This is a genomic window from Caballeronia telluris (assembly GCF_001544495.1).
GTDB classification, from domain to species: domain Bacteria; phylum Pseudomonadota; class Gammaproteobacteria; order Burkholderiales; family Burkholderiaceae; genus Caballeronia; species Caballeronia telluris.
The window spans coordinates 213891-239291 of the sequence record NZ_FCNZ02000004.1; the positions used below are offsets into that span (position 1 = coordinate 213891).

General features: G+C 61.8%; 39 protein-coding genes. 5 read left to right on the forward strand and 34 right to left on the reverse strand.

Going from position 1 to position 25401, the window contains the following annotated elements:
* Positions 1-123: 123 nt before the first annotated feature.
* The gene (locus AWB66_RS07245) at positions 124-795 is read right to left on the reverse strand and encodes a glutathione S-transferase family protein (RefSeq protein ID WP_087629598.1); all 672 of its coding nucleotides are present in this window, start codon (positions 793-795) and stop codon (positions 124-126) included.
* 697 nt (positions 796-1492) lie between these two features.
* A complete protein-coding gene (locus AWB66_RS07255) occupies positions 1493-1723 on the reverse strand; it encodes a hypothetical protein (protein WP_087629599.1) in 231 nt (76 codons plus the stop codon).
* 58 nt (positions 1724-1781) lie between these two features.
* Between AWB66_RS07255 and AWB66_RS07260 the strand changes: the two genes are divergently transcribed.
* On the forward strand, positions 1782-2078 hold the full coding sequence (locus tag AWB66_RS07260; RefSeq protein WP_125469673.1) for a hypothetical protein: 297 nt from the start codon (positions 1782-1784) through the stop codon (positions 2076-2078).
* Between the two features lie 391 nt (positions 2079-2469).
* Here AWB66_RS07260 and AWB66_RS07265 read toward each other — a convergent pair whose 3' ends face one another.
* The gene (locus AWB66_RS07265; RefSeq protein WP_125469674.1) at positions 2470-2718 is read right to left on the reverse strand and encodes a hypothetical protein; all 249 of its coding nucleotides are present in this window, start codon (positions 2716-2718) and stop codon (positions 2470-2472) included.
* A gap of 365 nt (positions 2719-3083) precedes the next feature.
* Between AWB66_RS07265 and AWB66_RS07270 the strand changes: the two genes are divergently transcribed.
* Both AWB66_RS07270 and AWB66_RS07275 read left to right on the forward strand, forming a co-directional pair.
* On the forward strand, positions 3084-3494 hold the full coding sequence (locus tag AWB66_RS07270; RefSeq protein WP_087629602.1) for a hypothetical protein: 411 nt from the start codon (positions 3084-3086) through the stop codon (positions 3492-3494).
* Between the two features lie 121 nt (positions 3495-3615).
* Positions 3616-3843 carry a hypothetical protein gene (locus tag AWB66_RS07275; RefSeq protein ID WP_087629603.1) on the forward strand — a complete coding sequence of 76 codons (228 nt, stop codon included), beginning with the start codon at positions 3616-3618 and terminating at the stop codon, positions 3841-3843.
* 26 nt (positions 3844-3869) lie between these two features.
* Here AWB66_RS07275 and AWB66_RS35265 read toward each other — a convergent pair whose 3' ends face one another.
* Genes AWB66_RS35265 through AWB66_RS07320 form a run of 9 tightly spaced genes read right to left on the reverse strand, consistent with a single transcriptional unit; the run spans position 3870 to position 8560 of the window.
* Positions 3870-4139 (reverse strand): phage fiber-tail adaptor protein, encoded by a 270-nt coding sequence (locus AWB66_RS35265; RefSeq protein WP_456151189.1) that lies wholly within the window; start codon positions 4137-4139, stop codon positions 3870-3872.
* A 14-nt stretch (positions 4140-4153) separates the two neighbouring features.
* Entirely contained in the window at positions 4154-5761 is a 1608-nt protein-coding gene (locus AWB66_RS07285; RefSeq protein WP_087629605.1) for a glycine-rich domain-containing protein, read from the reverse strand.
* Positions 5762-5777: 16 nt separating this feature from the next.
* Positions 5778-6170, reverse strand: coding sequence for a hypothetical protein (locus AWB66_RS07290; protein ID WP_087629606.1), 393 nt, complete (start codon positions 6168-6170; stop codon positions 5778-5780).
* Positions 6171-6191: 21 nt separating this feature from the next.
* The gene (locus AWB66_RS07295) at positions 6192-6554 is read right to left on the reverse strand and encodes a DUF1353 domain-containing protein (RefSeq protein ID WP_200818939.1); all 363 of its coding nucleotides are present in this window, start codon (positions 6552-6554) and stop codon (positions 6192-6194) included.
* Positions 6551-7003, reverse strand: a complete 453-nt coding sequence (locus AWB66_RS07300) for a hypothetical protein (protein WP_087629607.1) — start codon at positions 7001-7003, stop codon at positions 6551-6553. The genes AWB66_RS07295 and AWB66_RS07300 overlap by 4 nt, the downstream gene beginning before the upstream one ends.
* Before the next feature lie 42 nt (positions 7004-7045).
* Positions 7046-7225 (reverse strand): hypothetical protein, encoded by a 180-nt coding sequence (locus tag AWB66_RS07305; protein ID WP_087629608.1) that lies wholly within the window; start codon positions 7223-7225, stop codon positions 7046-7048.
* A gap of 8 nt (positions 7226-7233) precedes the next feature.
* On the reverse strand, positions 7234-7725 hold the full coding sequence (locus AWB66_RS07310) for a hypothetical protein (RefSeq protein WP_087629609.1): 492 nt from the start codon (positions 7723-7725) through the stop codon (positions 7234-7236).
* On the reverse strand, positions 7722-8261 hold the full coding sequence (locus AWB66_RS07315; protein ID WP_087629610.1) for a glycoside hydrolase family 19 protein: 540 nt from the start codon (positions 8259-8261) through the stop codon (positions 7722-7724). Before AWB66_RS07315 ends, AWB66_RS07310 begins: the two co-directional genes overlap by 4 nt.
* 2 nt (positions 8262-8263) lie before the next feature.
* Positions 8264-8560 (reverse strand): hypothetical protein, encoded by a 297-nt coding sequence (locus AWB66_RS07320; protein ID WP_087629611.1) that lies wholly within the window; start codon positions 8558-8560, stop codon positions 8264-8266.
* A gap of 100 nt (positions 8561-8660) precedes the next feature.
* Here AWB66_RS07320 and AWB66_RS07325 point away from each other — a divergent pair, with 100 nt between their 5' ends.
* Positions 8661-9839, forward strand: coding sequence for an acyltransferase family protein (locus AWB66_RS07325; protein ID WP_087629612.1), 1179 nt, complete (start codon positions 8661-8663; stop codon positions 9837-9839).
* On the opposite strand, the gene AWB66_RS07330 is transcribed toward AWB66_RS07325, so the two are convergent.
* The 6 genes from AWB66_RS07330 to AWB66_RS07355 are packed head-to-tail and all read right to left on the reverse strand — an operon-like array spanning position 9840 to position 13926.
* Complete coding sequence (locus AWB66_RS07330; protein WP_087629613.1) at positions 9840-10028, reverse strand: hypothetical protein; 189 nt, start codon at positions 10026-10028, stop codon at positions 9840-9842.
* Positions 10028-10948, reverse strand: a complete 921-nt coding sequence (locus AWB66_RS07335) for a hypothetical protein (protein ID WP_087629614.1) — start codon at positions 10946-10948, stop codon at positions 10028-10030. The genes AWB66_RS07330 and AWB66_RS07335 overlap by 1 nt, the downstream gene beginning before the upstream one ends.
* Positions 10949-11008: 60 nt before the next feature.
* Entirely contained in the window at positions 11009-11671 is a 663-nt protein-coding gene (locus AWB66_RS07340; protein ID WP_087629615.1) for a DUF2612 domain-containing protein, read from the reverse strand.
* A 1-nt stretch (position 11672) separates the two neighbouring features.
* Positions 11673-12863, reverse strand: coding sequence for a baseplate J/gp47 family protein (locus AWB66_RS07345; protein ID WP_087629616.1), 1191 nt, complete (start codon positions 12861-12863; stop codon positions 11673-11675).
* Positions 12863-13216 carry a contractile injection system sheath initiator gene (locus AWB66_RS07350; RefSeq protein ID WP_087629617.1) on the reverse strand — a complete coding sequence of 118 codons (354 nt, stop codon included), beginning with the start codon at positions 13214-13216 and terminating at the stop codon, positions 12863-12865. The genes AWB66_RS07345 and AWB66_RS07350 overlap by 1 nt, the downstream gene beginning before the upstream one ends.
* A 2-nt stretch (positions 13217-13218) precedes the next feature.
* The gene (locus AWB66_RS07355; RefSeq protein WP_087629618.1) at positions 13219-13926 is read right to left on the reverse strand and encodes a Gp138 family membrane-puncturing spike protein; all 708 of its coding nucleotides are present in this window, start codon (positions 13924-13926) and stop codon (positions 13219-13221) included.
* A gap of 33 nt (positions 13927-13959) precedes the next feature.
* Here AWB66_RS07355 and AWB66_RS07360 point away from each other — a divergent pair, with 33 nt between their 5' ends.
* Positions 13960-14382, forward strand: a complete 423-nt coding sequence (locus AWB66_RS07360; protein ID WP_125469675.1) for a hypothetical protein — start codon at positions 13960-13962, stop codon at positions 14380-14382.
* Here AWB66_RS07360 and AWB66_RS07365 read toward each other — a convergent pair.
* The 16 genes from AWB66_RS07365 to AWB66_RS07430 form a co-directional block, all read right to left on the reverse strand.
* Positions 14379-15320 (reverse strand): phage protein, encoded by a 942-nt coding sequence (locus AWB66_RS07365; RefSeq protein ID WP_087629620.1) that lies wholly within the window; start codon positions 15318-15320, stop codon positions 14379-14381. The two genes, AWB66_RS07360 and AWB66_RS07365, sit on opposite strands and share 4 nt — an antisense overlap.
* On the reverse strand, positions 15317-15625 hold the full coding sequence (locus AWB66_RS07370; protein ID WP_087629621.1) for a phage baseplate plug family protein: 309 nt from the start codon (positions 15623-15625) through the stop codon (positions 15317-15319). Before AWB66_RS07370 ends, AWB66_RS07365 begins: the two co-directional genes overlap by 4 nt.
* A complete protein-coding gene (locus AWB66_RS07375) occupies positions 15622-16305 on the reverse strand; it encodes a phage baseplate protein (protein ID WP_087629622.1) in 684 nt (227 codons plus the stop codon). Before AWB66_RS07375 ends, AWB66_RS07370 begins: the two co-directional genes overlap by 4 nt.
* A complete protein-coding gene (locus tag AWB66_RS07380) occupies positions 16302-18005 on the reverse strand; it encodes a hypothetical protein (protein WP_087629623.1) in 1704 nt (567 codons plus the stop codon). The genes AWB66_RS07375 and AWB66_RS07380 overlap by 4 nt, the downstream gene beginning before the upstream one ends.
* The gene (locus AWB66_RS33990) at positions 18002-18142 is read right to left on the reverse strand and encodes a DUF6889 family protein (RefSeq protein WP_200818940.1); all 141 of its coding nucleotides are present in this window, start codon (positions 18140-18142) and stop codon (positions 18002-18004) included. Before AWB66_RS33990 ends, AWB66_RS07380 begins: the two co-directional genes overlap by 4 nt.
* Before the next feature lie 56 nt (positions 18143-18198).
* A complete protein-coding gene (locus AWB66_RS07385; protein ID WP_087629624.1) occupies positions 18199-18600 on the reverse strand; it encodes a phage tail assembly chaperone in 402 nt (133 codons plus the stop codon).
* A 2-nt stretch (positions 18601-18602) separates the two neighbouring features.
* Positions 18603-19046 (reverse strand): tail tube family protein, encoded by a 444-nt coding sequence (locus AWB66_RS07390; protein ID WP_087629625.1) that lies wholly within the window; start codon positions 19044-19046, stop codon positions 18603-18605.
* A 10-nt stretch (positions 19047-19056) separates the two neighbouring features.
* Positions 19057-20541: a DUF3383 domain-containing protein gene (locus AWB66_RS07395; RefSeq protein WP_087629626.1), complete on the reverse strand. Its 1485-nt coding sequence runs from the start codon at positions 20539-20541 to the stop codon at positions 19057-19059.
* A 62-nt stretch (positions 20542-20603) separates the two neighbouring features.
* On the reverse strand, positions 20604-21188 hold the full coding sequence (locus tag AWB66_RS07400) for a phage neck terminator protein (RefSeq protein ID WP_087629627.1): 585 nt from the start codon (positions 21186-21188) through the stop codon (positions 20604-20606).
* Position 21189: 1 nt separating this feature from the next.
* Entirely contained in the window at positions 21190-21564 is a 375-nt protein-coding gene (locus AWB66_RS07405; protein WP_087629628.1) for a hypothetical protein, read from the reverse strand.
* Positions 21564-22043 (reverse strand): hypothetical protein, encoded by a 480-nt coding sequence (locus AWB66_RS07410; protein ID WP_087629629.1) that lies wholly within the window; start codon positions 22041-22043, stop codon positions 21564-21566. The genes AWB66_RS07405 and AWB66_RS07410 overlap by 1 nt, the downstream gene beginning before the upstream one ends.
* Positions 22040-22423 (reverse strand): DUF4054 domain-containing protein, encoded by a 384-nt coding sequence (locus AWB66_RS07415; RefSeq protein WP_087629630.1) that lies wholly within the window; start codon positions 22421-22423, stop codon positions 22040-22042. The genes AWB66_RS07410 and AWB66_RS07415 overlap by 4 nt, the downstream gene beginning before the upstream one ends.
* Positions 22424-22426: 3 nt before the next feature.
* Positions 22427-22597, reverse strand: coding sequence for an STY1053 family phage-associated protein (locus tag AWB66_RS33610; RefSeq protein WP_159462885.1), 171 nt, complete (start codon positions 22595-22597; stop codon positions 22427-22429).
* A gap of 2 nt (positions 22598-22599) precedes the next feature.
* A complete protein-coding gene (locus tag AWB66_RS07420) occupies positions 22600-23619 on the reverse strand; it encodes a DUF2184 domain-containing protein (protein ID WP_087629631.1) in 1020 nt (339 codons plus the stop codon).
* A gap of 14 nt (positions 23620-23633) precedes the next feature.
* Entirely contained in the window at positions 23634-24125 is a 492-nt protein-coding gene (locus tag AWB66_RS07425) for a structural cement protein Gp24 (protein ID WP_087629632.1), read from the reverse strand.
* An 11-nt stretch (positions 24126-24136) separates the two neighbouring features.
* The gene (locus AWB66_RS07430; RefSeq protein ID WP_087629633.1) at positions 24137-25396 is read right to left on the reverse strand and encodes a DUF2213 domain-containing protein; all 1260 of its coding nucleotides are present in this window, start codon (positions 25394-25396) and stop codon (positions 24137-24139) included.
* Between the last annotated feature and the right edge of the window lie 5 nt (positions 25397-25401).

Genomic DNA, 25401 nt, shown 5'->3' on the forward strand with positions numbered 1-25401 from the left:
GCGCATGGGGTTGGGGAGGGTAGGCGCAATTGTACGCATGACGCTCGGCGGGTCGCGGGTTTTGGACGGTTTGGGCCTCTGTGAAGCGCAAACTCATCGGATCAAGCCGCCCAACCGCCGCCCTCAATCGGCAAAGTCGTACTTCCCCCCACGCGCCAGCGCCCGCTGATACGCATCTCGCGCATGAATGCGTTCGAGGAACGCGCGAACATGGGGAAGCGCCTTGGCCCCGGCGCGATGACTGGCAGCTTCGAGCGGAAAACTCATCTGCACATCGGCGGCGGTGAACGCGTCCCCGACGAACCACGCCGACTTGGCGAGTTCCGCCTCGACATACCCAAAGTGCAGCTTGAGCTGAGGGTCGATGAAACTGCTTTGCATCGTCTGAGCGATCCGGCGTGCGATGGGCTTCACGAAAAACGGCATCCGCGCGCTGCCGATACGCAGTGCCACCAGCTTGAGCAGCAGCGGCGGCATCGCCGAGCCTTCCGCATAGTGCATCCAGTAGTTGTAGCGCACGCGCTCCGGCGTCGCGCCGTGGGGCGGCGCAAAGCGGCCCTTGCCATAACGATCGACCAGATACTCGATGATCGCACCCGACTCGGCGATCGTGAGACCCTCGTCGGTGATGACCGGCGACTTGCCGAGCGGATGCACCGCACGCAGTTCGGGCGGCGCAAGCATCGTCTTCGGATCGCGTTGATACCGCTTCAGTTCATACTCGACGCCGAGTTCCTCCAGCATCCAGAGCACACGCTGCGAACGGGAATTGTTGAGATGATGGACAGTGAGCATATGAATTCGATCTTTTTCACTCGCTAAACCTTACCAGACGGGGCTTTCGAATCGGAGAAATATCCCTCTCCTAATATTCCGGAAGTGGGATTCCTAATATCCGTGCGTCCCAAATGGTGCTTCCACCCGCACTGTACGTAAACACAGTATAACGAATGCAACAATGGAAGTGTTCAAGCCGACTCGGAAAGTATCCATGCCACATGGATATACTGTTCATCCGTACAGTATTGAAGGATGATTCCAGACGTGGGAAACGGAGCCGTCGACCTGGGCGATGTCGCTGCGCGAACAACGCACATTGAGGTCGCATGCACGAGGTGCGAGCGGAAGGGAAGGTATTTGCTTGCGCGGCTGGTACAGAGGCTTGGCCCTGACTTCCCAATGACGGATCTCGGCGCCGAACTCGCGAGTTGTCCGAGACGTCAGGCGTCGAGCGCGCACGAGCGATGCGACGTCTACTTCCCTGGCTTGGTACAGGCGATGGGTGGAGCTGGCGAAGGCGCGCGCGTTTCGAAAGGCGAAGTCAACAATTTCGACGACGCGGATTGAGCGCGGCCGCGATGTGCGAGAGTATGTCGACGGGCGCACGCATCCGCGCCCGGCTTTTCGGATATTGCCCGGCCGCGCGCCGGGCTTTTTGCCGGGGCAGTATTTCGTTATGGGAATCTGAGCCGCCGACCGGAACGGTGGCTCGTCAATCGTGCGTGGCTGCCGCCATGTACGGCAGGATTTCGTCACGGCGCACGCCGAGTATCTCTAATGCTCGTCTCACGGTTTCAATCGGCGCGGCGAAATTCATCGTTATATTTTCTCCTTCGCTGATGGCCTTCATTCCGTGATGCACAACCAGCGCTTGCAGCGCCACGTTGAGGGCGCGCGCGATCTCGCCGTCGCGTCCCGGGTCCTTGAATAGTGGGTTGACCATGATGCACCTCCGACTTTCGGTCGCTACACTTCTAGCAACGATCGTTCCGGAGAAGGCAATGAACTTCGACGAATTCACCGTGCAGCTCGGGGCGCTTTTGCGGGAACAGCCGCGTGCCACTAGCGCAGAGTTGACGGATGATATGACGGCCTTCTGGAATGGGCACCGGGTGATTTATGCGTTCCTGTGCGAGAACGGAACGGGACGGCTCGACGAGGAGTTCGATCCGAAAGAATACATTTGGGCGGAGTGGTCGCCGGACTTGATCCGATGGCTGGACAAGCCCCGCTACGGCACACGTGCCGAAATACTGGAATGGATCAAGGAACCGGAATCTCCGGAAGACATTTCGTGACCGGCAGGTCCCCAAGATTTTTTTCGGCGAACAAGGCGTCAACGGAGCAGTCAGACTGGGTGCGGGCATGTTAGAGCATGGCATGCTCCGCATCACCCCTGATTGCCCGCCGGGTCATTCTCGGCGGGCTTCATTTTGGCCGGGGAATTGCTGCAGGATCTCCTACCCTTTATGAGGACGCTTTTCCTTAAGCGCCCAGTTGGCCTAATCCGATCGTCCCACTAGGTCTCCTTGACTGGCGGGTTTTTTCGCCCGCTAGGCATTCCGTTCACTTGCAGTTCGCTCAGAACGTACTAAGCTGGTTTTTGAGTCGGCGCGCATGGCGAACTCATCACGCAAGACCCTTCGTGCCCGTTAGGCCGTTCGACCGGCGGGCTTTTTTTTCGTGCCTCTATCTTCCCCTCTGCGTCAACCATTCCTCGATACGGTCAATTCGGCCTTTGAGACGCAGATACGCTCCGACGCTCAACGTTTGTATGCCTGCAAAGGCGACTTGTCGCGGGGCGACTTTATCAAGCGCAACCTTGGCAAGCTGGCAATCCAGCCTTGACACGAGAATGCGGCTTGGATAAATGCGCTCCGCCGCCACTAAAAGCTCCATCTGCACAACAATCCCCTGCGCACGTTCCAAGTCTGTCATATCACGCTCCGGCATGAATGGCAGACCCAGTATAGAGCGACACATCCGCAAGGCTTTTATTTCGATGGGCAATTCTTTGCGACCGCAAGGTCGTGTGCGAGGATCTGGCGCTTCGTGTCGACAGTGTCGGCGGTGAGCGAGTTCGCGACCGCACGCGCGCAGTTCGGCTGTGCGTTTTCGGTTCTGGCCATTGGGACGGACGACCAGTCGGCGCCGAAGCGCCGACACTTGAGATCTATGTAGGAGGCACTAGACTAGGTCGTGAGTCCTCTTGCATAGCGACTCTCAAATTTGAGCCTCGTGCCCGCCGGCTTTGCCGCTAGCGGGCCTTTTTTTACCGCCAGACCTTAGAGACCGAGGGAAAAATGATGGCTAAATTAAGTAGAAGAGAGAAGCGCCAAGCTAAAATAATCCGTGATATGGAAACGCGATCCGACACGGCAAATGAGAAGGAGGCTGATATTATATACGGCAACCACAATTTGGCACTTAACGCATTTCTTGCCGCCATGCTGGGCGCACCGGTGGTAGCGATTGGATCCGCATACGCGAATCATCCTGGTCTCCAAAAATTCCCATACGACTCGATTTGGTGGGTCAGCGTAGTTGGCGATCCAATTCTCTCGCCTATTTTCTGGGTTGGTTTAACCGTGATACTACCTATATGGTTAATGGCCGGTGAAAAGGCTTTGATTATGTACGACTACTTGGATAAAAAAAAGAAACAAAGGGCACAGACGGAAGGCACGGTGACTTTCGTTCACTATGCGGGATAGCAGCATGCGACGTCGAGACGTGTGCCACTCCCGTGCCTTTGGACGAGGGCGATCGGGACGGACGATGAATCTGGAGCAGGAACCACTCGTGCTTACTCTCCGTTAACGAAGGAGACAAGCCATGTGCTACGGAAACCCTGAAGAACTTCTCGTCACCATCCTGCCGGACCCATTGCCGCGCAATAAGTACGGCCATACCGTGTTAGAAGACTTCGACCACTTCTGCGCCTTTTCGGGCCTGAGCGTGCAACATGCGGGGCAGATCGCATTCGATTGGGCGAAGGCCGCGTTTGTTTCCGCCTCGCTGAGCCGCAATGAAAAGGAAGCGTCGATCGCGCCCAGCCTTTAAGGCGCGTTCGAAGCCGACGCCCGATCCTATCTGCCCTCAACAGAGATCAGGATTGATCGTGCGTCGGTTCGTCCGGCAGAGGTTCTCACTTGACACTTGACCGCGCACGTCTGGCCGGACGTGCCGCCTGAGATCCACGCAGAAACGCGCGCGCCCGAGACCGTCGACGAATTGACGGTGAGACCGTTTGTGGCTATCGCCGATGCTTCGGCGATCGTCTCGCCGGAAGCCAACCAAGCCGACCAGTCCCACTCGAAATCAAGGACCGCGATCGGGTCCTTCGTAAAGCTCTGCATCTGACCTCCCCGGTTCACTGCGCTTGCGAGACGACCTTCAGGCGTGTCTCTGAGGTAATGAAAAAGCGACGCGTCTCCGATGCCGTGAAGATGACGCGCGTTTCGGATCGGTGGATCGTCGATCTCGTCTCGGGCGAAACGATCACACTCCGACCTTCAGCCTGAACAGCGATGCGAATCGGCGCCGCCGAGACGTGTGTGATGGGCGAGACGGAAACAACGACTATGCTTGCCGTCGCGCCATCCAACGCGCCCGAGAGCGACGCACTCATGCTCTCACTGGCCGAGAACGCGCCAGAGACACCCGCAAGCGCGCCAGAGATCATCACGCCAGCGATGGTCTGCAAAGCGGAGAACGAGCCAGTCACGTCATCGAGCCGGCCGACAATAACCGCGCCCGAGCCGCTGATCGCATTCGCCGAAAAGCTGCCGGTGACGCCGGCGAGCTGGCCCGCGAGTGATGCCGCGATGAGCTCGCTCGCGGCAAGCGCGCCCGTCACACTGGACAGCGCGCCGGCGACTGTTGCCTGTATCGCCTCGGTCGCCTGGAATGCGCCCGTCATTCCCACGAGGGTGCCCGCGAGCGTCGCACCGATCGACTCGCTCGCTGACACCGAGCCGGTGACGTTCGCGAGCTGCCCCGAGATCGACGCGCTGATCGACTGTGACGCCGACAGCGCGCCGGTCGCGCCGGCGAGCTGACCGGCAAGCGACGCGGAGAGCGTCTCCGATGCCGCGAATCTACCTGAGACGCTCGCGAGCGTGCTCGCGACGGATGCCGACATCGACTCGGAGGCGGAGAGCGAGCCGGTGACATTGCCAAGCGTGCCGGCGATTGTCGCGGTCGTCGTCGACGAAGCCGTAAAGGTGATGAGAATCTGGCCGGCGCCGCCTGTGCCGCCTGTGCCGGTGTTGTCCGAGCCGCCACCGCCGCCGCCCGGTGCGCCGCCGCTGCCTCCGGCCGCGCCCGTCTGCGAGTTGTACGCGCCCGAGCCGCCGCCGCCGCCCTTCGTGTTCGCCGTGCCTGCTTTGCCGGCCGGTGCGCCCGAGGTCGAAGCCGTTCCGCCAGCGCCGCCGAGCGCGTTGTCGCCAGCGCCGCCAGCACCGCCAGCGCCGTTCGCGACACCCGTCGAGCCGTTCTTACCCGCGCCATCGGGACCAGCCGCACCGCCGCCGCCACCACCGCCGCCAGTCGCCGAACCCGCAGCGCCGCCGCCCAATCCGCCATTGCCGCCCGAATAGGCGACATCGCCGACCGACGCCGACGCTTGACCGCCGAGCGACGCGGACGCTTGCAGATCGCCGCCAGCGGCATAGCCTGCGCCTTTGCCGCCTTTCGCGAGCACGGTCGTCGTCGAGCCGAACCACGTATCTCCGCCATCGGCGCCCGCCGCGCCCGTACCGTCGCCGACGCCGCCCGCGCCGATCGAGTAATTGAATACTTGGCCGGCTGTGACCGCGATCGTCTTTTTCGCGTATGCGCCGCCGCCCGCGCCCGCCGAGCCGTAGTTGCCGTTACCCGATGCGCCGCCGGCCGCGCCGGTCAGTTCGACGACGATTGTGCCGGCGCCCGGCGCGGTGTATGTGCCGGTCCCGGCCGTGTTGAGGGTTGTCGTTGCCACGGCCTATCTCCGGCCGTTAGGCGTTGCCTTCGGTGAGCGACCCCGAGCTGATGGACACAGTCGCGCTCGACACAATCGAGGTGTTCGCCATCTGCACCTCGCCGGCGCCGCCGGTCGTGCTCACGTCGAAGTCAGCGACAAAGGTGCCGCCCGAGGTCGTAAGACGCGCCCACGTCGCTGCGCCGCTCGCCGACGCGGTGGCGTTGCCGATCGCGCCGAACGTGAGCACGCCGTTCGATACCGTGCCGAGGGTTGCTGCGCAGGTGTGCGCCGAAAGCGCGGTCGTGGCCGTGCCGCCGCTCGCCGGGCGCGTGCCGCTGTAGAGCGTGAGAATTGCGTTGGCGCCGGCCTGCGTAACGATGGCGGTGCTGCGCGCGTTGCGCACTGCCGTGGAAAGTCCGATTGTCATTTGAACCCCAGTAGAGAGCGATTACTTCCAATGCGACCAACCGAATGCGCGCACGCCGGCCCACATGAGCCAGCGGCGCCATGCGGGAACGCCAGTAACGGCAGACGCCTCGCGCAACACGGCATCTGCGACACGGCGCGGCACTGGCTTGTCGGTGTAGAGCATGTCGTGCACGACGGCCGCCTCGGCGCTGCTGTCGCCAGTAAGCAGAAAGACGATCGGCAGGCGCGGGACTGACGCAAGGTCAGTCGCGAACCCCTTCGGCACGATGAAGGTCTGGCCGGCGACGTCGGACTGGTAGACGAGCGGCGCGGTGAGCGCCCAGTGCCCGTCGTCATGGTCGTCGGCCGCCTGCATCGTCAGGCGCGTCAGGAACCGGCTCATGCAGAGGCGGCCCCGCTCGCTGGCGCAGGCGCTGCTGTCGGCGACCCGTACGGCGCAAGAGCGGCCGAGAGTGCCGTCCGGAACGCGATAAGGCCGATCTGCACCCCCGTCTTCGCCGCGGGGTCGAGAGGAAGCAGCGTGACGACCTGAAGCGCGGCAGGAATGCTGGTGTTGATCAGACTCGCAACCGTGGTCGTATCGATCGTTCCGCCGCCCGAGCAGATTGCCGCGTTGTCTTTGATGAGTTGCGCGAGGATTGCCTGCTGAGGAGCGTCCGCTACCGTAACCGCCTGCACCGACAGAAGCGTCGGCTGAACGACCGCGCATGCCTTCGCAACCTGCACTTGAACTGCGGCCGCGATCTGCGCGGGCGACTGAGTGGCGGTCGATGCACAACCGGCGACGAGCGCGACGAGGCCTGCCGCGAGCAGCATGGAGAAGCGTTTCATGATGATTTCCTTCGAGTGTTTGCCGCGCACGCGGCGGGAGAGTTACTGCTGGGAAGTCTTGAGCGGCAAATTCGTGATGCCATGCCAACCGGTGATCACGCCCACTAGCGTCATCACGGCGTACTTCAGTTGTGCGTCATCGATCTTCAGCACGTCGAGTAAGAGCCACAGCAGAAGGAGCCCGGCAACGCTGAGTTGCTTTGAGTACTGACCCAGTTGCATCTCGCCTCCTACAGGTGTTCGTGGTGAATGACTTCGGTCGGCGTGAATTGATAGCCGTCCTTGCCGTAGCGCTGCGCGACGAAGTAAGGGAATGGCGTCCAGTGAATGCCTTCGTTCTTGCCGCGGTGATGGTCGGCGCACAGCAACAGTCCATTGACCGTCTGGTCGTCGACGAACGAATACGGTTCGTCGGCCGAGAACTTCGACCAGTCAAATTCCTGCGCATGCTTGCCCCACAGACCCGCCTCACAATCCTTCTGGAAGCGTCGCCAGTCGATCATGTTGGCGAGCGACCGCTCGATCGGATGGTGATGCGATTCCAACGGATGTCCGCTGTCCTCCGCCGTGCGACCGCACACTGCGCATCGGCCACCCTCGCGCGCGACGAGCAACTTCTTGCTGTGCGTGAAGAGTGCGGTCGTCGTGCGCGGCTCGTGCCCCGGAAGGAACACATCGACTTGGCACGTCTCTTTTTGCTCATGAATTTGCTCGACGCTCATACGATCCCCAATGCGTGTTTTGCCGCGCCATAAAGCGCGAGGCGTTGCGCGGCGCCATTCGTGCCGCCGTTGATGATGCGAGTAATGCGGTCGAACTGGCCGACATCCGCATAGCCGTTGAGGTAGTGGTTCGTCCACCACCACGCGGCAGACATTGCGGCGTTCGCTGGTTGCTCGAGTAACTCGGGATGCGTTATCAGGTCTAGATCGAGTCCGATGCTTGCAAGCTGATAGTTGCGACGCCCGGTGATTTGGATAAGTCCACGACCCATGAATCGCTTGCCGTCGCCGGCCTGCGTGTTGCCAAGATCGGCCCGGCCTTCATACCGTGCCTGCGCAGGCGTCGGCCCCCAGATCTCTTTCATATAGACGAGGCCGCCGGATTCATGGCCGATCTGCGGGAAGAACGCGGCGACGCGGCGCGGCGTGTTGATCGCAAATCGATCGCATGCAGCCTGGAGATGAGGGAGCCATTGCGCCGCGCGTAACTGCGCCGCTCCGCTGCTCGCGGCGACGATGCTTGATGTCAGATTCATGATCAGTCCAGCGTCGGCCACTTTCCGTGAGCGATGGCCCAAATGACGCCCCCGACCGTGATAAACGGTCCGAGCCATATCGCGGCGCTGCGTACGAAGCGCGCAGTACGGGCGAAAAACGTTGCGCTCCTGCCCGCGCGATCGAAGATCTCGATGAGCGCGCGGGTGTTGTCTTCGATCCGGCGCGATCGGTCGTCCGCCTGCTGCGTCAGGACCGTGTTGACCTCGATGGACTCATGGACGCCGTTGAAGCGGCGATCTATCTGCGCTTGAAACTCAGCGAATCGTTGATCGATCATCGCAAACTTCTCTTCATGGCTGAGTCTTCGCTCTGCGTGCGCTGGACTATTCAAAAGTGGCCCCGGAATAAATAAACCGCCCCGGGGCGGCTGTTGGTCGATGATGTATCATTCCCGATCCTCACCGGACTTTGTCATTTCTTACATGGAAAACAGGAAGCTGGATTTTATCCAGGCGCTGCGTGGCATTGCCGCGATGTTGGTCGTTCTCAGTCACGCTGGCGACAACCTGAAGGGCACACCCTACGCAGCCTTGAACCAGGCTTTTTTTTGGCCTGGCGTTAGCGGCGTTGACTTGTTTTTTATCATCAGCGGCATCGTCATGGTCGTCTCGACACGCAACCTGGCCGGTAGCGCGCATGACTCAATGATCTTCGTTGTCAAGCGTCTTGCGAGGATATGGCCGCTATATATAGTTGCCACTCTTCTCTACCTTTTGGTGACAGGTTCTCCGAACATATCGTCGTCGACATTCGCCGAATATGCACTTCCCATCAAGAGCATGTTGTTCATTCCGCCCGACCTAAGCGCAATGGCACCGTATTTCGGGCCGCCTGCTCTATTCGTGGGCTGGACGCTCAACTTTGAGATTTTCTTCTACGCTTGCTTTGCCGTCTCGTTGCTGTTTGGACGCTGGCGGTATCCGGCGTTGTTCGTAATAGGCATCGCCATCTCCCTTGTCATTCCATATCTCGACCACAGTTTGTCTGTCGAATCTGGATTAAACCCGCATCATCGGCTTTCCTATTTCAACCTCACCGGGAATTGCATGGTTTGGGAGTTTTTCGTCGGCGTGGTCGTCGGCCTGGTTTATACGTCGACTCGTCTGAGCTTCCCCAGCACGTTTCTTGCAAATGTTGCTCTCGTCGGTGCGGCAGCGCTTGAAGTGTGGGCTTATTTCAGCGGTTTTTACGACGGCAATGGCCCGACACGAGCCGGCTTTATCATGGCGATTTTTCTGCTTGTTCTCATGCTCGCGTCGAAAAGCACGCATGTCCCTGCGCCGAAATGGCTTGCATCGCTTGGGGACATTTCGTATTCACTCTATCTGACGCATCCTATTGCACTGCTTTTGCTACACAAGTATTTCGTCCATACACAGCGCGAAATCGGAACGCATTCCCCTGCTTACCTAGTGCTCGCGGTAGGGTTCTGCGTCGTTTTCGCTTCGCTCTCTTGGAGATATGTCGAAATTCCGCTCGAACGCATGGTACGCGCATGGACTCTTTGCGGCATCGACAGGTCAATCAAGCGGCGCGGCATTTCAGTAGCACGATAGTCAGCCTTCGGCGGGCGGGCTGAATGTACTTCCGTCCGCCGTCGTATAGCCGATGCCAATCGGCTGCGATCCGTCTATCAGAACAGTTGAAGCTCCTTCTGGCGGTTGCCAAGAGGAGGTGGCGCCGTCCCAAATCACAACGTTCGTTACGACGCCATTCTCGACGATCGCGTGTTGCTTGGCTTCCATTATGCGTACTCCTCGACGATCAAATAACCATTACCGCCCGGGCCGCCCGCCGCGGCCGCGCCGCTCAGCGCCGACAGCGCGCCCGATCCGCCTGCGCCCGGTCCGTTAGCGCCGAGGCCCGCGCTAATCGATTGCTGTCCACCTTGGCCCCATTGTGAATTTGCCCCTTGTCCGGAAATGAATGCCGCCGATGCGTTAATCGCGAGCCCCATACCGCCGAGCGCGCCGCGTCCTACGACGATGAGCGTCCCCGATCCCGTCACCGCAGCAGGCGAGCCAGTGCCTGGGGTCGCGATAATCGGCGCCGCGGCCGCCGCACCAGACGAAACTCCGCCCGGGCCGCCGCCGCAAACCATCAATGCGCCGAAACTTGTCGAGCCGCCTGCGTTGCCGGTACTGCCGCCCGATACGCCCGTTCCGCCCGCGCCAATCGTCACCGTCTGCGACGAAAGGCCGCTCGTCACAAGCAGTTCGCCATAAGCGCCCGCGCATCCCCCTGCGCCGATAGAAACCGTTGACGCGCCCGACGCCGCAGCACCGCCGCCCGCCCCGCCCGCCCCTATCGCCCGTACGCGTGCTTTCGTCGCAGTAATGCCGTTGTATGTGCCCGGCGTGTAGGCGCTGCTCGCGGTGAAAACCTGAATGCCAAGCAAGCGGCCGGGCATAGATTTCTTGAGGTTCGCCAACAACGTCGCCGTCGTTCCATCATCCGCTGAATTCGCGCCGGTCTGATCGCTGATAAACTGCGCCAGGACGGCCGCCATGATGCTGGACTGTCGCCACGTCTTGTTCAGCGCAGCCGACTGCGCGACGCCCGACGAGTAGCCGTTTGTGATCGCCGAAAGGGCAGCGTATGCTGATTGAGACAGCACGTTAGCCGATCCGCCTACTGCGAACGGAAGAAAATCATTCGTTGCCATTTATGCTCCGGGCATAAAAATGCCACCCGGCTGGGTGGCTCGTTTCGAAATGTTTGCGTATCAGGCCGGCAAGCCCCACGCTCCAACGTCGAATCCTGAAATCAAGTCGTTTTCCACGTCGAAGCCGAACAGCGAGCCTCCAGAGATCGATGTCACGAGGTAGCCGTTGATGTGGACCGCCTCTGGCTTTAGCGGAATGTATCCGCCTTTCAGCAGAGCGATGAATATCGGAAGAGGTACATCGCCCGCCACACCGTAAGTGATCGACATGTCCCCGTTGTCTTGGATGAAGACATCCGTACCGGTTGGGAAAATGCTGTTAAGAATTGCCGCGGACGATCCCTGTGTTCCGTCCCAACTGTTGGCGCCGATCTTTGCCCTGATGAGCAGACGGTACGTATCGTCGTCGAGCGACACCACCCCAGTGTTCGGATCGAATGGGCCTTGCCAAACACCTTGGTCAAACCCTAGTCCATCGACGTCCAACGAAAAATAGACACCCGTGAGCGGGGTGTCGACGTTGCGCGTGACACCGACCCAAAGACCGACCACGTCGAGCTGCACGCCCACTGCGGAGTCGAGATCGAACGCTGGCGGCGTCGCGTCGAGTTGATTCTGGATGTCGACGAACGCCTGCGCGACGCCGCCGACCATCGCTGTGAATTTAGGCTTGTTAGCGTGCTCGCTGGTGATTAGGCCCGTGTAATCGCTGACTTGCGCCATATCAGGTAACCGTGAGAGTGACGCTCGCCGGAGCGCAGGTGGCCGACTGGTTGAACGCGAGCGGTACGTCCGGCGTTCCAGCGCCACCCGGTCCAGCCAAGGTCAATGCCGTGATTTTGAATGTGTTGCCACCCGCGACTCCCTTCGCCGCCGCGATGCATGAATCCCATTCGACCGCGCCAGCAGCGCCGCCACCGATCGCGACAGAATTTACGTAGTCCGAGATCGCCTGCTGAACCGCGGCACCGATGACAGATGAATACCCAGCGAGCGCCTTCAACGAGACCGCGACTGTGATCGCTTGCGTCGTCGGGCGATAGAAGTTGATCGGATGCGGGATGCCGTAGACGTCCGTCACCGTGACAGTCGTCGTGCCGTACGTGCCGCCGCCCGGAGTCTTCTTCGCAGCGATCGCATTCGCGATCGCAGTCGAGTCGCCGCCCTCTACTACAAGCGAAATCGTGTGCGGCGGAAGCGTGTTCGAGTCCGTCGAGTTCGTGTCGTTCTCGTACGCCGCGTAGCGCGTCACGCCCGACACGCCTGCGACGGCGCCGATGATTCCTGCTAGGACCGTCAACGATGGAATCGCAACCGATGTCGCCTGGCGCGAGCGAAGCTTGGCATCCGTTTCGACCGGAGCGCCCGGCGTCGCGTCATCAGCCGCCGTGGCTGTTTGCCATCCCAAGGTCGGTGTCGAGATCTGAAGCGATGTCCCATTCGCGAGCGCTACAGCACCTTGCGTCTGACATTTGGCTGTGACAGTGACGGATCCACCGGGCGGAATTACGACCGATGCAGGCAACGCCCACTGGTTCTGCTTCCCATCGGTGACGATGCCGTTCGTGATAGTCGCGCCAGCTTGTCCTACGATCGTGACGTCGACGGTCGACTGCGATGAGACAGATCGCCCAATGCCATTGATTTTCACGACGCTCGAGAGATTCGCGCCCTGAGAGGTGGCCGGCGAGAACGCGTTGTAGCATGCGACCGCGGCGTTGTTGCAGTCGTTGATGGCCGTCGCGATGTTCGCGATCCACTGGCCGTCCTGGCTGTCAGCGGTCACGACGACATCCGAGCCGTAGATGCTCTGGAAGGTCGCGATCAGGCTCTGGTAGATGTCATTGAACGAGGGAATCGAAATCCCCGCGCTGGTGATCGTCGGACCGAGCGTTGCGAGAGGGTAAGTCGCCATCAGAGAGCCGCCGTGATTGTCGTTTGGCCGTAGATCGTGTCGATGGTCACCGCGACCGTGAAGGCCCGCGTCGAAGGATCGACCACGCTCGCATAGTCGGTGATGCCGGTCACGCCCTGCGTTTCGAGGATGCGTTCCTGAACCGCTAGGTCGCGCGTCGATGCGGTGCCGCTGCCGAGGATCTCAGTCGCGTATGGCGTGCCCTCTGTCATGTCGAGGAACCATTCACCGGTCGAGAGCTTGAGCCGCGTCAGCACGAGCTGCGCGACTGCGTCGGGCGAGTCCACGAGGAAGTTCGTCGAGCCCTGCCCGAAGGAGTAGTCGCCGTTTTCGTCGAGAGTGCGATAGCGCATGATCAGTTCGGCTGGTTCGTGTTGCTGCCTGCACCGTTTTCATGGTGCGTGTGTGTGCTGACGCTCTTGCCGGCCGCGGTGACGTCGTTGACGACCGTGATCGGACCTTGCAGCGTCGCGGGGTATTTCGTCGAGCCGGTGCCCTGCGCCAGTTGGCCGTTCAGAGTGATCGTCGGCGCATCGACTTCGAAGCCGCCTGGCGCCACGACTTTGACCGCCTTTGAGGACGGGTTCAGTTCGATGTATGCGCTGCCGTCGTTGCTGCGAAGCTGCACCGCACTCGTGCTCACGCCGCTGACCTTCGTCGCCTGCGAGAACGGTCCGAGAATCGCGAAGCCGTCCGACAGATCGTGCATGCGAAGCTCGGCCTGCACCTGAACGCCGCCCGACTGCCACCATGCATCGATGCAGCGCGACGAGAACACGATGAGCGCCTCGTCGCCGGCCGCGACTGGAAATGTCAGCGTGCATCCGCCACCGCGCGGAAAGCACACTGGAACGTCGACAAGCAACGGAAGCGCGACCCACGAAGTGCTACCATCCTGCGCGCGCACCTGTGCCTGAATGGCGGGTTGCGCAGTGCAGGTCAATGCGTTAGCGTCGAAACTCTGGATGATCGCCGGGAGTGCGGTCCAGATTTCGGCCTCGTGGCCGCCGAGCGCGGCGCGCAGCGCGTCTTCGATGCTGGCTGAGCGTTCGGTTTGGAGCATAGGAACCTGAGAATGAAAATAACTACACTGCTTTTGGCCCTTCCGATCACGGCGGCAGCCGCTCAGACGGACAACCCCGAGATCACCATCGCACCGGCCACGGTCGCGGAGCAGCCTGCGCCGACGGCTCGAGTTCCGACCGCGCGCGGCATAGATCTCGTCGATGGCGCGATCGTGTGCGGCTCGTACGACCTCGCAGAGTTCATGTATGGACAGGTCAATTCGGCGCGTCACGCGCGCGCATCGCTACCTCAGGAACTAAGGCGGCAGGCGGCGCTGACCAATGGCTATGACCACGGCGCCGAGCCGCGGCTGTCAGACTATGGCTGCGTCATGGTCCCCGCCGGAACGAAGCTTTCCGTCGCAAAGGGCAATTTAGTGCCAGTGGTAACGGGCATGCTTCCGGATGGCCGAAAGTTCACCGGCGTCACACTGCCGCAGATGATCGCGCGCTAGCCGGCCGCCTGGACTGAACTGCTAGCGGGCGCGGATGTATCGACCGCCAAGCAGATCAGATCGCAATACCACTCCTGCCCGCGCGTGTCCCCGATGAACTCTGAGACGAGCACACGATAGAAGCCGGCGGCCGTCGTCTGCGCTGCAGCGGACAACCCTGTATAAGAGAGCCCCTGCTGCTTGATCGTCAGCGTGTTTATGTCGGCCTGCGCGATCTGCACCAGACATCCGATCCGCACGAGCGGATTCAGAAGGATGCGCGCTCGCACGCCGTCAGACGTCGCCTCGGGCACGCCGATTAGGCCGGTCGTCGACGACAGCACGACAGCCTCGCCAGGCCGGTAGCCGGTGACCGGAACGACCACCGCCTGGCCGTTCTGAATGCTCCACCGGAATCCGTTCTTCGCCGCCCAGTCCCGCGCGTAGTCGCGCGACATCCCGAACAACACCTTGCCGCGCGCGAGCGCTTGCGCCGGCACCCCGCCCACGAGGCCGTTGACGTCTGTCGCGTAGGGCAGTTTCCCAGCGTCGGCGTTCTGCTTCGTGATCGAGTCAAGAATCTGCTTCGGCGTGCTGCCGGCGGCCAACGTCTGGTTGACCATGCCGAAGTTATAGAACTCGTCGCCGTCCGCCGCCCAGATGTCGAGAAACGAATCGACGTTGCGCTCCTTCCCGCGCACGAACTGCTTGATCGTGCCTTGGAAGATGATGCCGAAATTACCGCTCTCGTAACCCGCCTGCAGAGTGATCGTCGTGAACTCGCCCTGAATCGCCTTGACCGTCGCGGGCGCGAGATTGTAGACGCGCACATAGAGCGTGTTCGGCGCCTGCGTGTCTGCCTGTCGCACCTCGAACTTGAAGCGGAGCTGCGAAAGATCGAGCCCCTTCGATCCGGCCGAAACGATCAGTGTCGCCTTCCGTCCGAATTGATCGCTCATGAGGTCACGAAGTAAAGATGCCCTGTCGCCCCGATGTTATCGAACGTCGGAACCGCATCGGGGTCATGGTCGGTTTGCACCACCAGTTTCCCGGTGAAGCCGAGATATGCGTATTGCCCGAGCAGATCAACGCCAGTCACAAGCGGGATGCTTCCGGCCATCGGCTTGCCCGTCGCATCCGCAATATCGAGCATCCACGCGGCGGCCGGCACGTTCCAGCGGAGCGTCATCTTGTAGGTGACGCCGCCGAGCGCGATGCTGAACAGCTGCGGCTTGGCCGACAGCGGGATCTCGTATGCGTTCATGGAATGGCTGTCACATTGATGTTCGGTGCTGGAACCGGCGAAGTCGTTCCAGCGTCTTCAGGAGATGCGGTACTCGCTGGGTTCGACATGACGCTCGAATCAGGCACCGTCACCGTCTGGGTCTGCACCATCAAAATCTGACGGCACGCGATCCTGACGATGACGGAGTTTTCGGTCTCGGCATTGGTCGTCGCCGAGAGCGACTTGATGATCATGTTCCGATACTGCCTCTTCCCAGTGTAGATAGTGAAGAGGTATCGGTTGTGATACATGTCGACAAGCTTCATGTACGCCTTCTTAGAAGGCGTCCAGCCGCTTCCGAGCATGTTCATCACGCCGCTCGCCAACTCAACAGCGCCTACAAGCGCCCGAGCCGCGCCGCTCTGCGCAGCTGCAAATCCGCCCAATGCGCCGAGGATGCTCGTCTGGTTTGGGCTGTTAGACCAAGCTGCGGTGATGATGACCTCCGCAGGCCGCACGAATGCATGGTCCGCGATAACCGTTCCCTGCTCGACCGGATGCTCAGTCACTTCGAGCTCGTCGTTATGGACTTCCTCGAGCGTCGCATCAGGCACCGTGAAGGTACCGTCTGTGGGGTCCAAGAAGCCGCGCTTTGGCTTAATGGTCAGAAGCTGAAGCCCGAGCTGTGCGCCCGATTCGATGTAGCCAAGAACGCTCACACGTAAGCCCCTGTCATGTTGCGCACGAGATCAGCATTCACGCGCGCCTGCTCACCGGCGACCGCGCGCCCGGTGCCGCCCGGATCAGGCGAGCCATGTACGTGCACGTCAGTCTTCTGGCTGATCGTTACCGACTTCGACGCGGCAGAAGCCCCGCCGGCGCCGAGCTTCCCGTAGACAGAGCCGTTCTCGTGCTGAAAGATCGATCCCGCCACGCCCCTAAGTTGCTCGCCGTTCAGTTCGAGATCGGCAGACACGCCGAGCTGCTTCGCAACGTTGGCGATATACGCCTGCGTGTCGTTCTCATTAGCGGGTGCCCAGCGCGAGATAATCTTGCGAATCGTGTTGAAACCTCGATCGGCATAACTGTGCAGCAGCTTAGCGGTCGCCTCCATGCCTGCTTGCATGTCAGAGAAAACCGCAAAGCCCCCACTGTCCGCGCCAGTAGCGCCTGCGCTCTTTGCAAACTCGCCGTAACGGATATTGCCCGGATTGTTGTTCCGAATGCCGCGCGGCGTCTGAGCTTGTGCCGGGCCCGAAGATGGCCCTGCGCTGGGCGCTCCTTGCTGGCCGCGCGAGCCAGAAACAGCAGCAGCACCGGTCGATGACGGAGTTCCGTCGAACCGATCGTGCAGCGATTGCACCTTGTTGCGCAGCCACCCGATGAACGGACTGTCGCCAGCCCGCGCGCCGCTCGTTGAAGACTTTTGCAATGCCGGCGCAGGGACTTCGATGATGGTGCCGGGCGGTTGATCGCCGTTGTCCGGTGTTGCGGCAGGCTGTGCCGGCTGCTCTTCAGAGCCATCACCTCCGAACCACCGCGCAAGCTTCGCCACACCGCCGACGATGTTGCCGATCACCTCAGCCACCTTTCCGGCCTTGTCGAGGAAGATGTCGACGTCCTTGCCGACCTCGGACCAGTTGATCTCTGAGACCCACTTCGCCACGGCCTCTAGTGCCGACGCGATCTTGCGCGCGACTTCATCGGCGTGTCCCGACTCCCACCGCTCAAACTCCGTCGCAATCTTGGCGAGCACCGGTGCGAGGTGCTCCTGCAGCAGAACCCAGAACAGGTGAATGTCGCCCGTCAGATCTCGGATCGAGTTGTCGAACGCGCGTCCGGCGTCCGCCGCCTGCTCGGGATTGATCCCGAACGCGCTCAGCTTCTGACGATACTTCTCCTGCGCCGCCTGGATCTTCGGCAGGCCGTTTTCGAGCATCAGCAGCGTGTCGGGATCGATCCCGAACAGGCTTGCGTATTGCGCCGCGATGTACGGCTGCATCTGCTTCATCTTGCCGATGAAGCTTTCGAACTGCTCGACCGGGCCCTTGCCTGTCACGCCGAGCTGCGAGAGCAAACCGTTCATGCCAGGGTTCAGCCGCAGCGCGCGCGTGAAGCCCTCAAGCGACGCCTGCGCCTGGTCCGCGGTGAGACCGATCTGCCCGGCCGCATAGCGCAGCGCCATGATGTTGCCGACGGTCTCGCCTGTGCGCTGCGAGGCGTAATACAGGCGCTCCATCTCTCCGGAGATGACTTTCACGCCCGCGACCACAGCGACGGCAGTCGCTGCCACCGCGGCGCCGAGCTTCATCACCGTCTTCGTGACGCTCGCGAGCGATGCCGTGAACCGCTTCAGGCTGGTCTCGTCGGTCTTGTAGCCGATCGAGACCAAAAACTCCTTGATGACTTCTTCGTTCATCGCTTGCTCTTTTCCATGTGGTCTTGGACGCGCGCTTCGTTCTCGCGCTTGACCGACAGCGCGTCATTCAGCAGAGCGACGTCGCACAGATCAACCGTGCCGTCGATGAGAGACTCGTACTTCAGCAGCCCCTCCATCACCGGCAGCAGCAGCCAATCCTCGCCATCAGGAAGCGAAGCTAACTCGACGCCGCTCAGGCCGCCGCGGTCGAAGCTGGCGACGGCCCGGCGGGAAAAAAACTGCCGAGGTTCTGCTGAATGACTGCGACCGTCAGCTGGAGCATCGCCGGCAGGTCGATGTCCTGAAACAGCAGGCCGCCGTTCTTCACCATGACGCTCTGCCAGCCCTGGCCGGACTGTCGCTGAACGACGAGCAGACACGTGTCGAGCACGTAGTCCGTGTCCTCGTCGGACATCTTCGCCAGCGCTTCGGCGATCGGGCTGACCATCTCGGCGAAGCCTTTCGCCTCACCCTTGAGTGCACCACCGAGCCCCGCCAGCAGCGGAGCCAGCCGCCGCGCGACGTGGAACTGGCGCTTCGCATCGAGGCGGCCGATCCGGTACTGCTGGCCGCTGATTTCGACAAGTTCGCTCATGGTCAGATGCCTGCGGCCAGTGCCGGGTCGATGATGCCGGCGTTGAATTCCCATTCGAGCGCGCCGGCTTCCTTGGCGTAATCGTTCTTCGGGAACTTCGTGAACGCCACAAGCTGGCACGTATAGACGTCGCCGCGCACGGTGTCGGTCGCGGTGAAAATGTTCTGCGCCCAGTTTGCCGAGCTCGTGCGCTGGAAGTTGTACATCGCCGAGAGCAGAGCGTTTACCGGCGACGTCTTCTGCACGCGGATGGTCAGCTTGCCCGCCTTGCTCGGGTTCAGGCTGTGCATCGGCGTGCCGTCGGCGCCGATCTTCATGTTGTCGGCGTCCTCAGTGAATTCGACCGAGAAGCCGCCTTCGTCGATGCCAGTGCCCGCGCCCAGCGAGATCGCCCCGCCGGGGCCGATCAGCGACGCGTTGAAGTTTTGAAACGAATAAACGCTCATGTGCGCCCCTTTATTGGTTCACGGTGATGGCGATGTCCACCGAGTGGATCGCGCCGGCTTCCTTCGCTGCCACTTGGAACGCGACGGACTTGCGCGCGGCGCGATTGGCCTGGCTCTGGTTCGCGATCGGCGGCGCATAAACGTAGAAACCCTTCGGCATGTAGTCGCCCTGGCTCAACGTTCCGAATCCGCCCGAGTTCCACACGCCCGCGGCGAGGAAACCGTTGCTCACGTACTGAGCGCAGACTTGCTCGATCTTTGTGGCGATAAGGTGATTGCCCGCGTCCGTCTGCGGAATCTTCGTGGTGCTCGTATAGAGCAGGTTGAAGACCGCGTTCTGGATGTCGATCGCGAGGTTGTCTGCGCCCATCACCGAGTCGATGAAGTCGCCCGACGAGCAGACACCTTGCTCGATGATCGCGGTGTCGTTCTCATACTCGACGAACACGTTGCAGTTGAACGCTTCCAGCGCGTTCGCCTGCGTCGTGTTGAGGTTCTCGGCGGCAATACCAGGCTCGTCCTTGAACTTCAGCGTGATGACGGTATTGTTGCCTGTGTAATCCGTCGTCAAGATGCGCGCCAGCAGCGACACGACCGCGTAGGCGTTCGAGCTCGAATACTGCACCGCTGTTTTCTTGTACCCCAGCGCCTTGAGCTGATACGCGACATTCGTCGTGTCGCTTGCTACCAACACTCCGGCCTCCTGCGTTGACACACCGTAGAAGTGCTTCGTGGCCGTAGCTTCGATGTAACCGGCGACCGCGACGTGATCGGCATCGACAGCCGACGGGATAGTCAGCGCATACCATTGCTGGCCGAAGTTTGCATCGAAAAGCGTCGCGGCAGCGAGGGCGGTTTCAGCCGCTGCTCCGCCGGAGACATATGCGCCGGAGAACGTTGACGTCAGGCCCATAAGGCCCGAGATGTCCGTCCCAGAAACTGGCGCCTGTGCGAAGCTAACCGCCGAGGTCGCGCCGGTCGTCGCGCTCGTGATCTCGAAGCGCTGGAACGCCGCATTCCAGACGCACGTGCCGGCGCTGGCGAGAGCCGTCGTAACAGCCGACGCGACGCCATTCAGATTGGTCACGCTGCTCAAGTTGATCGAGGCGAGCGTCTTGAGCGTGCCGTCGATCGTGATCTTCATGCCGCCAGCCGTGACTGCGGTGAAGTTCGACAGCGCTTGTTGCGCGGCCGACAGCGTGCCGCCGAGAAGCTGGCCTGCGGCGGCCGTCTTCGCCCATCGGCCGATCGTGACCGATGCCGGCTGCGGCGCCTGCTGAAACCAGAGAACAGCAGCCTTGTATTCCTCCGACGAGGTGCCGAAATCGGTACCGACGGAGGTGATGTCGCCGTATGTCCGGAAGCGCGACACGAGGTCGATGACCGCCGAGGTTCCGAGAATCAGCAGCGTCGAGGTGTTTTGCGATTGCGCGGCTTTCTGCGTGAGCGTGATCGTCGCGTTGACCAACCGGCTAATCGGCAGTGTGTTCGACATGTGTGCGTCCCAAATAGAAAAGGCCCGCGCGCGGCGGGCCTCGATGCTTTGTGAATGAGGTGTTACTGCGAGACGTGAATCTCGGTCGTTACGGTGTCGGTGTTCAACGTCGAGTCAGACGACAGCACGTTCAGCACGCTGTACGTGCGCACGACCTGTCGGCGAACGCGGAATGAAAGATCGAACCGGCGAAGCCACTGCTGATTGATCAGTTCGGGCGCCGCGGTCATCTTGCCGACGTCGACCAGCCCCATCGAATTCAGGGTGAGCATTCCGTGGTTCTGCTCCACGTAGATGCCGTCGCGCGCCTGCGCGGCGTACTGCATGGCCGACGGCCCATAGAAGCTGGCGAGCAACGTCAGGATCTCGTGCCGGTAAAGCTTGTCCGTGCCATCGGTGTCGGGCACATGCACGAACGCTGGCCGGGCATCCTGCTCGATCTCGGTGACGCCGATAGCGCACCAGTTCTGGTTCGGCTCGGGCATCTTCGGCGTGACCGGCTGCCAGCGCGGCCGCACCATCGCGCCGGGAATCCCCGTCAGGCCGACGATCATCTGCTGGAAGATCGCGTCGAGCGCGGCATCTTCGATCGGCGGCGATGCGACGACTGGCTGAAGGTATCCGCCAGTGCTTGAGTCGTTCGCCATGTCAGCCTCCCGAGAGCGGGATCAGTTCGCACTGCGCGGCCACGAAGCCGCGGCCGTACGTCGACCAGTCCCGCACGTTCACGACGGTGTATTGCCGGCCCTGCCATGTGACGAGGTCGGCGTCGAAGCCGATCTTCCCGTCAATCAGACCGAACCGCGTATGGATCGTGATTGATCCTTCGATGCGCGAGCCGTCCGCCCGGCGCATCAGCTGGTCGCCGGTGTCGTTTGTGACGACGCCTGCGAACCGCGTGACCGCCTGCGCGTTGCTCGCCATGCCGTTCGCGTCGATCGTCTGCGCCTGGCGCGTGCACGTCAGGCTGGTGTCCTGAAACATCGGGTCATTCAGGACATCGGTTACGTCGAGCAGCGGCATTATTTCTTCTCACGAATGACGTGCGTGACGGAGTTGCGAAGCGAGCCGGTGTCGACCAGCGTGTTCTCGCGGGTCACGCCGCGCGCGCGCCGCGCTGCTAACGTTGAGTCGGCGAGCTTCGGCTGGATGTTGCTGTTGATCTTGGCCTTGACGCCCATCTCGGCAGTCAGGCCGGCAGCAGTAAGCGCCGAGTCGACGCCCTGCTGATTGCCGCTGAGCGCGGCTGTCGCGCCTTTCTTCAGACGCTCGGCGCATTCGCTCTGCACCTCTTCAACACCCGGGACGAGCCACGGCCGCGCCGGGATGTTCTTCGCGGGCGAGCCGCGGTCGAGGATGTAGCCGATCTGCGCGTTCGTGACCGGCGTGTCTCTGCGCTCCGGTGCGCTGTCAGGGATGCCGACCAGCACATCCTTCTTGACCAGCGCGTTCATGCTGCGGAGCACTTCCTGCAGCTTGTCGCGCGTGATCTTGACGCTCATAGCTGCATGCCGCCAGCACCCATCAGACGGGCTAGCCCGAGGAAGCGGATGCCGTAGCTGGTCATGTTCCAGAACCCGGCATCGGTCAGACTGACAGCGCCGGAGTCATACCCGACGCTGACCTTGTCGACCGACTTCGAGTTCGTCGGGCCGGTGACTTGCCCCGGGATTCCGCCAGCCGTGGCCGCCTGCTCATCGCGCGCGGCCATCGCGAGATGGTGAGCCGTGACCAACTCGATCCCGATGTTCGTCAGATCGCCCCAGCGGCACGCGTTCACGAGCGAAGTGCCGACGGTCAGCCAGAGATTTACCATCGCGTCGGGGTACTGCGTCGTGTCGGCGAACTCGGGGAAATCCGTTCGGAATTGAGTTGAATCCACGGCTTAGCCTTTGGTCTTGGCGGTCTTCGTCTCGGGCTTCACGACTTGCGCGTGCTCCTGGACGTACCAGTGTTTGGCGATCGCGTCGTCAACCTCATGCTCGCCGGCCGCGAACTCTCGCTGGCCGGCGGCATCGGTGAGAACGAACGGCTTCTCAACGATGATTTTCGGCATCGTTAGATACCGTCACGATAGCCGAGCGTCTCCGGATACACCACTTCGACGACGCCCAGACGGCCGAAATAGGTCGTCAGTTGGCGGATGTCGCGGTATTCCAGCGGCGTGCGTTGCAGCGGCACGAGCGGGAAGCGCACGCGCTCTGCGTCCTTCGTGTACGCGACCATGCGGTTCGTGCTGCTCGTGCCGCGGCTGGTCAGCCACTTCGACGGCAGGATCTCGAGCGGGCGTCCGTTGATCGCGTTCGACAGCGAGTTCATCTTCAGGAACTCGAGGACGCTGATGTTGCCGGCCGAGCTGACGAGCGTCGCGACGAGGCGCGAGTAGCTCAGCGGGTCGATCAACAGGCGATCCGGGCAGATTGCGTACGCCGAAGCCGCCCACACGCTGTTGAGCAGTTCGTTCACGTCCGCGAGCATCTGCGCCGGCGTTGCCGTGCCCCAGCCGCCGGTGACAGCGTTCGAGACGTTCGTCACGTTGGCGTTGTTCACCAGACCCGTCACGCCCAGCACGGTGTCGCCGATGTAGACCTGCTCATCGACGTCCATGTTGTGCTTCAGGTTCATGCCGGCGAACTTTTGCTGATCCACCGGGCGGCCGAGCTTCTGAGCCGATTCCAGTTCCGGAATCGTCCAGCCGATCTGCATCGCCCAGAGGGTCAACGGGTTCGGCGTCTTGCCGATGTCCAGCGCGATGCCGGCGATTGCCGATGCATCCTTGCCGACCCACGACTTGCCGTTCGGCGATGCGCCGCCGGCTGCCGCGAAGGTCGAGTTCGTGAACGACGACGTTTCGTCGGCGATCGACACGTCTTCACGCAGATCGATGTCGCGCGACCAGGTGACCGACGACAGCGGCATGTGGAGGCGCTGATCGAGGCGTTCGAGCTCGCCGATCAGGAATGCGCCGGTGCTGTCGACCGTCTGCGAGTCGAACGTCAGCAGGCTGTCGCGCGTGCGCGAGCGGATGATCGCCGGAGCGCGAACACCAGCGCCGACGATTGCGATTTTCTTGGTCATGAGCTGATTGCCCCTCAGATGTTGAATTCGATCTCGACGTTGCCGTTGGCATCGCCTGCGTTCTTGAACACCGCGCCGGCCATGACGACCGTGTTGGTGCTGTCAGATGCCGCTTCGATGCCGCCGATCGGCTTGCCTGCCGCAGCAGCGGCAACGCGCACGTACACGGTGCCGCCATCTGCCGGCGCGCCCGCGTTGTTCTTGACGGTCATGTAACCGCGGCGCAGCACGTCACCCACGGCGGTCGTCTGCGGCGGCGTCGACGTGCCGACCGGGTCTTGCGACGAGACCGTCGGGTACGGGCGCACGAGCAGGCCGATGATGACCGACGCAGCGTCGCCGGACGCTACCGGACGGATCTTGCCGCTGACCTTCTTGACGGGGATACCGTACGAGGCGAACGGAAAGGCGGAGTCGAAAACGCCGGGTTCGACGGTCGCCTGCGATTGGCGGCTGATGTCACCCGGAATGCCCGAAGGCATGCGAAACAGAATTGCGTTGCCCATGAGGCTTCTCCTTACTTGGCGGACCGATCGGCCCAGTATTCGCGGTTGCGTTGGTTGATGTCGGCGACGGTCGAGCGCTTCCCGAAATCCTTGGTCGGCGCGGCGGATGCGTGCGCGCGGCCGTTGTTCAGCGCCTTCATCAGCTCCGAGGCGCCCATGAACGCGGTGTTCACCATCGCGACCGGCATGGCTTCGAAGTCGGCCGTCATGCCGCCGATGAACGGGGCGATGGCGGCCTTACCGGCGTCCGTCTGGTACGCGAGGTCGAGCGCCTTGCGTTGGCACTTGCACAGCGATGCTGCACGGTCCGCCGTGCTGGCCTTGGCGTCCATCGTCGGCAGCTTGATGCCAGGCGACAGGATTTCCGCGCGCGACAGGATCGTCTTCGCCGAGTCGCCGGTGTAGAGGTCGACTTCAGCCTGATTCAGCTTTCCGGCCTGCTCAGCCTCGAGGATGTCGTCGCCGGTTTCGGCTTTCTCTTCCTCTTCTTCGTCGTCGCCGTCCGCGTCCTTCGCGGTCGCCTTGACGAGCGTCGCGAGCGAGGCGAGGAGCGCATCCTGCGCTTCCATGCGCTTCATGAGCGTCTTGATCAGCGCGGAATCGCCGGTCTGTTCCTTCTTCTCTTCGACCTCTTCCGACTCTTCGTCGTCGGTCTTCTTTTCCGTTTCCATCTCTGCTTCGGCGTCTTTCATCAGAGCGCGAAGCTTGTCGAGAAAGCTGGGCTTCTTCTTCATCTCAGGTTCCTTATCTCCGATCGCGCAACGCGGGCCGCAGCGGCCGCGCTCAACGAGGGCTACGTGGTTGACAACGATGTTCCGCTGAACCCCGCGGCCGGGTGATACCTGTTCGTAGTCGGCTTCATAGCCGAGCGAGACTTCTTCGATGCCGTCGTCCTGCACCGCCTTGATGGCTTCGGCTTCGGTCACCAGCAGGTCGGCGATGATCAGGTCATCCTCGATACCGGTGCCGCGGCGCACATTGAACATCGTGCCGCGCGACAACTGGCCGAAGTTGGCCGGGCCGACGAAGTCCTGCGGGTGATCGAGCGTTACCGGCTTGCCCTCGCAACTCGCGAGCGTCTCCACGCGGAACACTTCCTCCGGCGTGCGGCTGATGCGAATGAGGCCGTCGTGAGCGGGCTCGACTGGCACCTCGCCGGCGCCGTAGAGCATCTCGCCCGTTCGCGCGACCGGAACCTCCTGACACAGCAGGAAGCCCTCGGGCGTCAGCGATCGCTTCGGGCCGAGCTTCTGGATGGTGTAAAAGCGCATGTCGG

Bases quoted from the DNA above. Each gene is read 5' to 3' on its own strand.
- AWB66_RS07385 (WP_087629624.1), bottom strand. From the start codon at position 18,600: ATGAGCGAACTTGTCGAAATCAGCGGCCAGCAGTACCGGATCGGCCGC.
- AWB66_RS07325 (WP_087629612.1), top strand. From the start codon at position 8,661: ATGATGTATCATTCCCGATCCTCACCGGACTTTGTCATTTCTTACATG.
- AWB66_RS07355 (WP_087629618.1), bottom strand. From the start codon at position 13,926: ATGCTCCAAACCGAACGCTCAGCCAGCATCGAAGACGCGCTGCGCGCC.
- AWB66_RS07320 (WP_087629611.1), bottom strand. From the start codon at position 8,560: ATGATCGATCAACGATTCGCTGAGTTTCAAGCGCAGATAGATCGCCGC.
- AWB66_RS33990 (WP_200818940.1), bottom strand. From the start codon at position 18,142: ATGGAGGGGCTGCTGAAGTACGAGTCTCTCATCGACGGCACGGTTGAT.
- AWB66_RS07420 (WP_087629631.1), bottom strand. From the start codon at position 23,619: ATGACCAAGAAAATCGCAATCGTCGGCGCTGGTGTTCGCGCTCCGGCG.
- AWB66_RS07395 (WP_087629626.1), bottom strand. From the start codon at position 20,541: ATGTCGAACACACTGCCGATTAGCCGGTTGGTCAACGCGACGATCACG.
- AWB66_RS07335 (WP_087629614.1), bottom strand. From the start codon at position 10,948: ATGGCAACGAATGATTTTCTTCCGTTCGCAGTAGGCGGATCGGCTAAC.
- AWB66_RS07300 (WP_087629607.1), bottom strand. From the start codon at position 7,003: ATGAAACGCTTCTCCATGCTGCTCGCGGCAGGCCTCGTCGCGCTCGTC.
- AWB66_RS07350 (WP_087629617.1), bottom strand. From the start codon at position 13,216: ATGCGCTATCGCACTCTCGACGAAAACGGCGACTACTCCTTCGGGCAG.
- AWB66_RS07330 (WP_087629613.1), bottom strand. From the start codon at position 10,028: ATGGAAGCCAAGCAACACGCGATCGTCGAGAATGGCGTCGTAACGAAC.
- AWB66_RS07390 (WP_087629625.1), bottom strand. From the start codon at position 19,046: ATGAGCGTTTATTCGTTTCAAAACTTCAACGCGTCGCTGATCGGCCCC.
- AWB66_RS07310 (WP_087629609.1), bottom strand. From the start codon at position 7,725: ATGAGCGTCGAGCAAATTCATGAGCAAAAAGAGACGTGCCAAGTCGAT.
- AWB66_RS07370 (WP_087629621.1), bottom strand. From the start codon at position 15,625: ATGAACGCATACGAGATCCCGCTGTCGGCCAAGCCGCAGCTGTTCAGC.
- AWB66_RS07430 (WP_087629633.1), bottom strand. From the start codon at position 25,396: ATGCGCTTTTACACCATCCAGAAGCTCGGCCCGAAGCGATCGCTGACG.
- AWB66_RS07315 (WP_087629610.1), bottom strand. From the start codon at position 8,261: ATGAATCTGACATCAAGCATCGTCGCCGCGAGCAGCGGAGCGGCGCAG.
- AWB66_RS07295 (WP_200818939.1), bottom strand. From the start codon at position 6,554: ATGAGCCGGTTCCTGACGCGCCTGACGATGCAGGCGGCCGACGACCAT.
- AWB66_RS07265 (WP_125469674.1), bottom strand. From the start codon at position 2,718: ATGACAGACTTGGAACGTGCGCAGGGGATTGTTGTGCAGATGGAGCTT.
- AWB66_RS07305 (WP_087629608.1), bottom strand. From the start codon at position 7,225: ATGCAACTGGGTCAGTACTCAAAGCAACTCAGCGTTGCCGGGCTCCTT.
- AWB66_RS07275 (WP_087629603.1), top strand. From the start codon at position 3,616: ATGTGCTACGGAAACCCTGAAGAACTTCTCGTCACCATCCTGCCGGAC.
- AWB66_RS07405 (WP_087629628.1), bottom strand. From the start codon at position 21,564: ATGCCGCTGCTCGACGTAACCGATGTCCTGAATGACCCGATGTTTCAG.
- AWB66_RS35265 (WP_456151189.1), bottom strand. From the start codon at position 4,139: ATGCAGAGCTTTACGAAGGACCCGATCGCGGTCCTTGATTTCGAGTGG.
- AWB66_RS07255 (WP_087629599.1), bottom strand. From the start codon at position 1,723: ATGGTCAACCCACTATTCAAGGACCCGGGACGCGACGGCGAGATCGCG.
- AWB66_RS07290 (WP_087629606.1), bottom strand. From the start codon at position 6,170: ATGACAATCGGACTTTCCACGGCAGTGCGCAACGCGCGCAGCACCGCC.
- AWB66_RS07380 (WP_087629623.1), bottom strand. From the start codon at position 18,005: ATGAACGAAGAAGTCATCAAGGAGTTTTTGGTCTCGATCGGCTACAAG.
- AWB66_RS07425 (WP_087629632.1), bottom strand. From the start codon at position 24,125: ATGGGCAACGCAATTCTGTTTCGCATGCCTTCGGGCATTCCGGGTGAC.
- AWB66_RS07260 (WP_125469673.1), top strand. From the start codon at position 1,782: ATGAACTTCGACGAATTCACCGTGCAGCTCGGGGCGCTTTTGCGGGAA.
- AWB66_RS07365 (WP_087629620.1), bottom strand. From the start codon at position 15,320: ATGAGCGATCAATTCGGACGGAAGGCGACACTGATCGTTTCGGCCGGA.
- AWB66_RS07345 (WP_087629616.1), bottom strand. From the start codon at position 12,863: ATGGCGACTTACCCTCTCGCAACGCTCGGTCCGACGATCACCAGCGCG.
- AWB66_RS33610 (WP_159462885.1), bottom strand. From the start codon at position 22,597: ATGCCGAAAATCATCGTTGAGAAGCCGTTCGTTCTCACCGATGCCGCC.
- AWB66_RS07400 (WP_087629627.1), bottom strand. From the start codon at position 21,188: ATGGCGAACGACTCAAGCACTGGCGGATACCTTCAGCCAGTCGTCGCA.
- AWB66_RS07245 (WP_087629598.1), bottom strand. From the start codon at position 795: ATGCTCACTGTCCATCATCTCAACAATTCCCGTTCGCAGCGTGTGCTC.
- AWB66_RS07410 (WP_087629629.1), bottom strand. From the start codon at position 22,043: ATGAGCGTCAAGATCACGCGCGACAAGCTGCAGGAAGTGCTCCGCAGC.
- AWB66_RS07340 (WP_087629615.1), bottom strand. From the start codon at position 11,671: ATGGCGCAAGTCAGCGATTACACGGGCCTAATCACCAGCGAGCACGCT.
- AWB66_RS07270 (WP_087629602.1), top strand. From the start codon at position 3,084: ATGATGGCTAAATTAAGTAGAAGAGAGAAGCGCCAAGCTAAAATAATC.